General features: G+C 34.7%; 7 protein-coding genes. All 7 read right to left on the bottom strand.

Annotated elements, in window-relative coordinates; genetic code table 11:
• The coding region (locus tag J0M08_07970; protein MBN8702986.1) for an NAD-dependent epimerase/dehydratase family protein at positions 1 to 813 on the bottom strand (813 nt) is incomplete at its 3' end.
• 7 nt (positions 814 to 820) lie between these two features.
• Positions 821 to 2,101 (bottom strand): ABC transporter ATP-binding protein, encoded by a 1,281-nt coding sequence (locus tag J0M08_07965; protein ID MBN8702985.1) that lies wholly within the window; start codon positions 2,099 to 2,101, stop codon positions 821 to 823.
• Between the two features lie 59 nt (positions 2,102 to 2,160).
• On the bottom strand, positions 2,161 to 3,420 hold the full coding sequence (locus J0M08_07960; protein MBN8702984.1) for a GTP-binding protein: 1,260 nt from the start codon (positions 3,418 to 3,420) through the stop codon (positions 2,161 to 2,163).
• A gap of 3 nt (positions 3,421 to 3,423) precedes the next feature.
• Positions 3,424 to 4,326, bottom strand: a complete 903-nt coding sequence (gene cysD / locus J0M08_07955; protein MBN8702983.1) for a sulfate adenylyltransferase subunit CysD — start codon at positions 4,324 to 4,326, stop codon at positions 3,424 to 3,426.
• 5 nt (positions 4,327 to 4,331) lie between these two features.
• Positions 4,332 to 4,931 carry an adenylyl-sulfate kinase gene (cysC, locus tag J0M08_07950; protein ID MBN8702982.1) on the bottom strand — a complete coding sequence of 200 codons (600 nt, stop codon included), beginning with the start codon at positions 4,929 to 4,931 and terminating at the stop codon, positions 4,332 to 4,334.
• A gap of 1 nt (position 4,932) precedes the next feature.
• Entirely contained in the window at positions 4,933 to 5,805 is an 873-nt protein-coding gene (locus J0M08_07945) for an ABC transporter permease (GenBank protein ID MBN8702981.1), read from the bottom strand.
• Between the two features lie 69 nt (positions 5,806 to 5,874).
• On the bottom strand, positions 5,875 to 6,474 hold the full coding sequence (locus J0M08_07940; protein MBN8702980.1) for a T9SS type A sorting domain-containing protein: 600 nt from the start codon (positions 6,472 to 6,474) through the stop codon (positions 5,875 to 5,877).
• Between the last annotated feature and the right edge of the window lie 17 nt (positions 6,475 to 6,491).

The raw sequence follows: 6,491 nt of genomic DNA, 5'->3' as shown, positions 1-6,491 counted from the left end.
AACTTTCAATGGCGATTTTTTTAAATCTAAAATAGTATCGCATAATTGCTTGATAGTAGTTTGAATACCTGTACCTACGTTATAGTAGCCAAAGTTTGTGTCGCTTTTTAATGCTGCAATGTTGCAACGAGCCACATCTTCTACATAAATAAAATCATATGCTTGTGTCCCGTCTCCGTTTATAGTTGGAGCTTCATTGGCATCAATTTTATTTAACATAATAGGCACAACACCACTATAAACAGCGTGTTGATCTTGTCCTGGTCCATACACATTCATATAACGCAATCCAATTACAGATAAGCCATATCTATCATTAAAGGCCGTACACATAGCCTCACCGGAAATTTTAGTAGAACCGTAAAAATTTTTATTATTAAATGGATGATTCTCTGTCATTGGAACTTCTACTGCATCACCATAAACAGATGCAGACGAAGAATAAATAAGCTTTTTTACATTATTCTTTACACATGCTTCCAATACATTAAAGGTTCCTGCTACATTCACATCAAAAGCAGTACGAGGATAATCTTTACAATGCAATAACCACATGGCTGCTAGATGAAATACGTAATCAACGCCTTTCATAGCATCATTTAAAATATCTGTTTCACGCACATCGCCTCCGGTTGGATAAACATAGCAGCGTTTATCTTGCAAACAATCTTCAATATTGTCCATTTTCCCACGGGCAAAATTGTCATAAACAATAACTTCTTTAACAGGCTCTTTTAACAGCTCTCTTACCAAAAAACCGCCTATAAATCCGGCTCCTCCAATTACTAATATCTTTTTATCTTTTAGTTCCATAGTATATTTAGTTTAATTTTTTCCAATTAGATTCAACCATTACGCTACCAAACGATTTATCCCAACGATAATGCTCGGTAGTATTTCTTGATGTTTGCAAAACGGTAAATTCAATTACTTTATCGATGTAATCAAATGCGCTACCATTGGCATACGTTCCAACGGACATATGATAACTACCGGGCAACAAATCGATATGCATATCAATTTCATAGGTGTGCTTGCCTTCACTTACTTTGTCTGCAAAAAACATATCTTTAGATTGCTCGATTAGTGCCACTTCCATACCATCGCTATTAAAAATACGCATCCAAAAATTTATTTTCGGAATAGTTTTAAATGCTTCAAAACCCAATTTAACAACAAGTGTATCTCTAAAATAGATTTGATCGGTGCCGCTTTTTGTTTGTTCATCTAACAATGCAAAATAAAAAAACTTGCCTTCTCCTGTGCCTATACGTTGTGTGGAAACAGGAATTACACCATCTTTATCCGTTGCTGCTTTTTCCGAATTCAAGTAGTAAGAAACTATTTCGTTTGTATTTCCATTTTTTATAATCTTTCCTTTTTCCAACATAATACTGCGAGTACACAAGGCTTTAAGCACAGGCATATTATGACTTACAAACAATACAGTTCTACCGGCAGAGGAAACATCTTTCATCTTGCCTAAACATTTTTTTTGAAACTCCACATCGCCAACCGCAAGCACCTCATCCACAATTAATATTTCTGGCTCTAAGTGAGCAGCAACTGCAAATGCCAAACGAACATACATTCCGCTGCTGTAACGCTTAACAGGAGTATCGATATATTTTTCAACACCAGCAAAATCAACAATTTCATCAAATTTTTGGGCAACCTCACGCTTGGTCATGCCCATAATAGTTCCATTTAAAAAAATATTTTCACGTCCGGAAAGCTCAGGATGAAAACCAGTTCCAACTTCCAACAAGCTTGCCACACGACCCTTTAACTTAATAGTTCCGGTTGTTGGTGTTGTAGTTCGTGATAAAATTTTCAAAAGAGTTGATTTGCCTGCACCATTTTTACCAATTATACCAACTACTTCTCCCTGCGACACATCAAACGAAACGTCTTTCAAAGCCCAAACCAGATTGGATGTGCCTTTTATTGTTCTATCATTTTCGTCAATTTGAACACTTTCTTTCTTCCCGGAAATTCTATTTACAAATGATTTGAATTCATCGGATAGACTAGCACGACCAATACTACCTAAGCGGTATTGTTTACTTATATTTTCAACACTGATAACTTTATTGGACATGAATCAACTTAGGTAACAAAACAAGCTGAAAGATAACTATTTTAGATATAATAAAAAACCTATCTTATTGTGCATGCAGCAACTGTATTTAGTGTTGATTCATCTATTAAAATCAGACTTCCGGTAGCCTTATTTTGTTGGTAGGAATCATACAGCAAAGGGGCTGCTATTTTTAGCTTAATCTTACCAATATCATTCAAGCCAATTTCTGTATCAACATCGTATCTATGCAATGTTTGGATGTTTATTTTGTAATAAACCTCTTTTACCACACATTTAACCTCTTTTGTGGTATGTTTTAAGATATACTTACCCCCAACAACAAGTTTTTTATCGCTCAACCAACAAACCATTACATCTAACTCCTGTGTTTCCATAGGCAGATTATTAGGTTTTACAATCATATCTCCACGACTTATGTCAATATTGTCTTCAAGCAATAATGTTACCGACATGGGTGCAAAAGCCTCATTTAGCTCGCCATCAAACGTATCAATCTTCTTAATTCTTGTTTTATTCTTTGACGGAAGAACAATCACTTCATCGTTTTTCTTGAAAACACCACTTGCCACTCTTCCGGCATAGCCTCTGTAATCATGATAATCGGCACTTTGTGGCCGAATTACGGTTTGAACAGGAAAACGACAATCTACTCTGTTGTAATCGCTATTTACCTGCACATTTTCGAGCAAATACATTAATGTAGGTCCATCGTACCAATGCATTTGTGTTGATTTGTCCACTACATTATCTCCTTTCAGCGCACTAATAGGCACAAACTGAACATCAGGAATAGATGTTTTCGAAATAAAATCAGTGTACTTGTCTTTTATGGTAGTAAAAACTGTTTGATTATAATCAACCAAATCCATTTTATTTACAGAAACAATTAAATGCTTAACGCCTAAAAGTTCGGCAATAAACGAATGCCTTCTGGTTTGCTCAACTACCCCATTTCGGGCATCAATCATTACAATAACCAAACTTACGCCCGATACGGCAGTAATCATGTTTCTAGTGTATTGCGCATGCCCAGGTGAATCTGCTAAAATAAACTTACGTTTAGGAGTTGAAAAATATCTATATGCTACATCTATGGTAATACCTTGCTCTCGCTCTGCTCGTAAACCATCTGTTAAAAGTGCTAGATTCAAAAAATTATCTCCACGCTTTTCACTTAAAGCTTTAATGTTTTCTAATTGATCTTGTAATATAGACTTTGAATCGTGCAAAAGTCTTCCAATAAGCGTACTCTTGCCATCATCCACACTACCTGCTGTTGCAAAGCGCAATAAATCTATGTTGTTTGTAGAGCTCATAGTTTAAAAATATCCACTTTTTTTTCTGTCCTCCATCGCTGCTTCGGAGCGTTGATCGTCAAAGCGTGTGCCTCGTTCTGTGGTACTACTCTGCTCTATTTCATGAATTATTTCGTCTATTGTAGAAGCTTTAGAAAGTACGGCTCCGGTACAAGTCATATCACCAACTGTTCTAAATCGAACTGTCATATCTACTGGGGTTTCTGTGTCTTTTAACACCATAAAATCGGAATACGCTAAAATTACGTTATCTCGTTTAAAACAAGAGCGAATATGGGAAAAGTAAATAGAAGGGAGTTCTAAATTTTCTTGCTTTATATAGTTCCAAACATCCAATTCTGTCCAATTACTAAGAGGAAACACCCTAAAATGTTCCCCTTGATGCTTCTTTCCATTGAATAATTGCCACAACTCCGGGCGTTGATTTTTAGGATCCCATTGTCCAAATTCATCACGATGTGAAAAAAATCTTTCTTTTGCCCTCGCTTTCTCTTCGTCACGCCTTGCTCCGCCAAGCGCAGCATCAAATTTATATTTTTCAATTGTATCAAGTAATGTAACAGTTTGCAACACATTACGGCTGCTGTTTATTCCTTTTTCATCTGTAACCTTGCCTTCTTTAATTGAATCCTCCACATAACCCACAACTAACTTTACACCCAATTTATCCACCAAATAATCTCTAAAATCGATTGCTTCTAAAAAATTATGGCCTGTATCAATATGCACTAAAGGGAAAGGAATTCTTGATGGATAAAATGCCTTACGACATAAATGAACTAATACAATGGAATCTTTACCGCCTGAAAAGAGGATGGCTGGATTTTCAAATTGAGCAAAAGCTTCTCTAATAATAAAAATCGACTCTGCCTCTAGCTGTTTTAAATAAGGTAGATTGTAAGACATACCAGTTAAATTTTAATTTTAGCGACTATGTATTGGTACAATTCTTCAACCGATTGTGCTATTGATTTATTGGATGTATCTATTACTAAATCCGAAGCTGAAGGAACTTCAAAACTAGAACCTACTCCTGTAAAGCCAACAATTTCGGCATTGCGAGCTTTGGCGTACAATCCTTTTACATCTCTTTTTTCGCATATTTCCTTTTCGCAGTTGATATAAACAAAGGACAAACCATCTCCTACGATATTTTTTACAATTTCTCTATGAGAAGCAAGAGGAGTAATGAATGAACAGATGGTAACTATTCCACATTCGTAAAAAAGTTTTGCGACTTCAGCCGAACGCCTTAAATTCTCAGCTCTATCATCATCTGTAAAACCCAACCCCTTATTCAATCCTAGCCTTAAATTATCTCCATCCAGTAGTTTAGTTAAGAATCCTTCTTTGTATAATTTATTTTCCAACTCCACTGCAATAGTACTTTTCCCTGCACCAGAAAGACCAAACAACCAAACAACCACTGCTTTTTGTTTAAGCAAACTCTCTTTATTTGCTTGACTGACGAAAGTTTCAGCTTTAAATATATTGCTTGAGGGTTTTGTCATTTTAAACTACATCCATAAAGTTTTTCTCTACTTTGTTAAAGATTAAAACGCCTAAAACAAACACTAAAATAGAAAACACGGTAGCATAAATTAAATACATTGGGTTAAAGCTTCCTACACCCAAAAACATAAATTTGAATAGTTCTATTACACTTGTAATTGGATTCAGCAATAAAATCATTTTAATTTTTCCAGTGGCACTCGAAAGCGGATAAACAATAGGAGTTGCGTACATTAGCAATTGAACTCCAAACGAAATCAGAAATTTTAAATCGCGGTATTTTGTTGTTAATGCAGAAAGAATAATACCCGATCCTAAACCAATTAGTGCCATAATAAGAATAAGAAACGGAAGTAAAATCATGTAGCCATACTGCGGATGAATGGCATAAACATCTGATGCTAAATAATAAAACCAAAGTCCTAAAAACAGGGCAAACTGAACTGCTAATTTTAGCAGATTAGATACAATAATTGAAATTGGAACAACTAATCTTGGAAAATATACCTTGCCAAAAATAGAGGCATTGGTAGTAAATACATCGGATGTTTTATTAAGACATTCTGAAAAATAATTCCACAAGGTAATTCCGGCTAAATAAAACAAAGGCGCAGGAATAGATTCCGTTGATATCTTAGCAATAGTGCCAAATACTATAGTAAAAGTAATGGTTGTAAATATGGGTTGAATAAAAAACCAAATAGGGCCCAGAATTGTTTGTTTGTAAACAGAAATAAAATCTCTCTTTACAAACATCATCAACAAATCCTTGTATTTTAAAACCTCTTTAACATCAATATCAAACAAAGAAGATTTTGGTTTTATAACCAAATCCCACTCTTTATCCATTGAATTCTCTTTAACTGTTGACATGTAGGTATAAAAATAAAAAAAGTTGCTTGTAATACTACAAACAACTTTTTTTATTAATTAATTAGATTGTTATTTAACTATTTTCTTTGTAACAATATTGTTATTCTTGTCTGCTATTTGAATAAGATAAATACCCGATTTAAAATCGTTAACAGAATAAGCATTTGAGTATGCATCTGACTTAAACACCAAATTGCCTGTAACATCATAAACTTTTAAGTTGTTAAAGGATGCCTTTTCTATATTAGAAATATTTAATTCGTTATTAGCAAAAAATGCTTTAACAGAAGCAACACCATTAATTGATTGCACGGAATTAGGAAGCCCTCCTCCAATAGTAAATACAGCATCGCTTTGATCTGCACCTACTCCATCATCAACCTTAATAAGAGCTGAGGTAGAAGTAGTACTTGGCACCGACCAAGAATAAAGAGAAAAACCTATACCTAAATTAGACTCACCAGCTGAAACTAAAGTCCAGTTAGCACCACCATTAAGAGACAAATAAATATCTGATGTTGGGGCAGATGTTTGAGAATCGTCCCAAGTAATGAATGCAGGTATTCCTGATGGTAATGTTTCTCCTCCATTAGGGAAAGTAACAGTTACTTGTGCATTTATCGAAAAAACTGAGGCTAAACAAGCCGCAAATAGTACTTTTTTAATCATTTTTTGTAATTATTAAA

This window comes from Bacteroidota bacterium (assembly GCA_017303975.1).
Classification (GTDB): Bacteria; Bacteroidota; Bacteroidia; order JAFLBG01; family JAFLBG01; genus JAFLBG01.
Note: the sequence above shows the minus strand (reverse complement) of the source record. Positions and strands in the feature narration are given on the sequence as shown.

Coding starts and splice junctions, on each gene's coding strand:
- J0M08_07965 (MBN8702985.1), bottom strand. CDS start 2,101: ATGTCCAATAAAGTTATCAGTGTTGAAAATATAAGTAAACAATACCGC.
- J0M08_07960 (MBN8702984.1), bottom strand. CDS start 3,420: ATGAGCTCTACAAACAACATAGATTTATTGCGCTTTGCAACAGCAGGT.
- cysD (MBN8702983.1), bottom strand. CDS start 4,326: ATGTCTTACAATCTACCTTATTTAAAACAGCTAGAGGCAGAGTCGATT.
- cysC (MBN8702982.1), bottom strand. CDS start 4,931: ATGACAAAACCCTCAAGCAATATATTTAAAGCTGAAACTTTCGTCAGT.
- J0M08_07945 (MBN8702981.1), bottom strand. CDS start 5,805: ATGTCAACAGTTAAAGAGAATTCAATGGATAAAGAGTGGGATTTGGTT.
- J0M08_07940 (MBN8702980.1), bottom strand. CDS start 6,474: ATGATTAAAAAAGTACTATTTGCGGCTTGTTTAGCCTCAGTTTTTTCG.